We start from the raw sequence: 1,883 nt of genomic DNA on the forward strand, positions 1-1,883 counted from the left end.
TACTCGACATCTCGAAGCGTGGAGAACGGCCGCCCCGGCTGTCCCGGGAAGAACCGCAGATCAGCAGGTCGGGTGACCTCCGAGGTTAAACGCCAAGCTAAGAAGCTGTTGTCGTTCCGATCTTGAGAGATGCGTTTCGAACGGGAGTCTCGATCGGGTGGTCGCGGACCGCTGGGCGCATACGGGTGGGGCCTCCTGAACAGCTCGTTGGTGTCGAATCACCGAGCAACATCTGGAGGCCCCGGTGCCGCAGTCTTCCGTGCCGATGCCCTGGCAGTCCACTTCGGTCGCCCTGGAGTGTGACTGTCTGGCTCACCGGTTCGGAAACGCCGCCGACAAGGGGGTACGTGAACGCCGTTATCCGACGGACATGACCGACGGGGAGTGGGCCAAGGTCCGGCCGCTGCTGCCGGTGCCGGGCTGGATGCGCGGTCGCGGCGGGCAGCCGGAGGTGTACTGCCACCGCGCGATACTGGACGCGATCCGCTACCTGGTCGACAACGGCATCAAGTGGCGCGCGATGCCGGCCGACTTCCCGCCGTGGGACCGGGTGTACGCGTTCTACCGCCGCTGGCGCGACCATGGCCTGGTCAGGGAGTTCCACGACCGGCTGCGTGCCAGGGTCCGCGAGATGGTGGGCAAGGACACGGAGCCCACGGCCGGGGTGATCGACTCGCAGTCGGTCAAGGCGGACGCCGTGGTGGGCGCGGACAGCCGCGGCTACGACGGCGGCAAGCAGATCAACGGGCGCAAACGGCACGTCGTGGTAGACACCCTCGGCCTGCTGCTGGGCGTGATGGTCACCAGCGCCGATGTCGGCGACCGCGCCGCCGCCCAGGTCCTGCTCGCCCGGGTGGCCGACGCGCACCACCGCCTCGCCCTCGTCTGGGCTGATGGCGGCTACACCGGCAGCCTCGTCGAGCACTGCCTGGCCGCATTCGCGCTGGTGCTGGCGATCGTCAAGCGCAGCGACGACCAGAAGGGCTTCGTGGTGCTGCCCAAGCGGTGGATCGTCGAGCGTCTCTTCGCCCACCTGATGCGAAGCCGCCGCTTGGCCCGCGACTACGAGCGCCGCACGACCAGTGCCGAGGCGATGGCCTACTGGTCGATGACCATCGTCATGACCCGCCGCCTGGCCCGGCCACGCCCGGCGCGGGCGTGAACCGGCCCGGCGCGGGCTCGGCCAGCCAGCCCCGGGCCACCAGGCGTTTCGCCTTCGACCGCAGCGCCTCCACCCTTGCCGGCACCACGTCCACACCGAACCCGGCGGCCATCTCCTGGCAGGTCACCGGCCCCTGCCCGAGCCGGGCTCGGTCCGCCCCCAACTGCAGGATGCGCTGGTAGTCCACCGACAGCGCCGACCAGGCCAGCCCCTCACGCCACACGGGCACCTGCGACTTCGGCTTCACCGCCTCCGCCGACTGCGGGGCCGTTCCTGGCTGTCCTTTGGCGGTCGGCACACTCTCGTCGGCCCGGCCACGGTCGCGCCCGCTCTCCTCCTCCGGGGCCAGCACCTCGCCGACCTTCGAGCGGGCAATCGTCCACTCCTGCCATTCCCGCTCGGCCACGGCCAGTTCGGCCTGGATGCGGTCTGCTTCCTCCCGCAGCTCGTCCACCCGACGGCGAGCACCCAGCTCGCGCTGTTCCAGCAGTCCGACCACCGACGGCATCCACGACCCCCACAGCAGCGACGACACGACAAGCCGTCACTCCCACGAGATCGCCGAACCTATGCCCCACCAGCGAAAACGCAGCCCTCACGTCCGGAAAGACAACAGCTTCTAAGCTTGGCGTTTAACCTCGGAGGTCACCCGACCTGCTGATCTGCGGTTCTTCCCGGGACAGCCGGGGCGGCCGTTCTCCACGCTTCGAGATGTCGAGTA

The 1,883-nt window shown here is 69.2% G+C and carries 2 protein-coding genes; one reads left to right on the forward strand and one right to left on the reverse strand.

Annotation, left to right across the window (positions count from 1 at the left end):
- Positions 1–244: 244 nt before the first annotated feature.
- Positions 245–1,162 carry an IS5 family transposase gene (locus tag IG90_RS0138550; protein ID WP_030595919.1) on the forward strand — a complete coding sequence of 306 codons (918 nt, stop codon included), beginning with the start codon at positions 245–247 and terminating at the stop codon, positions 1,160–1,162.
- Here IG90_RS0138550 and IG90_RS0138555 read toward each other — a convergent pair.
- A complete protein-coding gene (locus IG90_RS0138555) occupies positions 1,119–1,670 on the reverse strand; it encodes a hypothetical protein (protein ID WP_030595921.1) in 552 nt (183 codons plus the stop codon). The two genes, IG90_RS0138550 and IG90_RS0138555, sit on opposite strands and share 44 nt — an antisense overlap.
- Between the last annotated feature and the right edge of the window lie 213 nt (positions 1,671–1,883).

Origin of the sequence: Streptomyces anulatus (assembly GCF_000721175.1) — a bacterium.
GTDB classification, from domain to species: Bacteria; Actinomycetota; Actinomycetes; order Streptomycetales; family Streptomycetaceae; genus Streptomyces; species Streptomyces anulatus_C.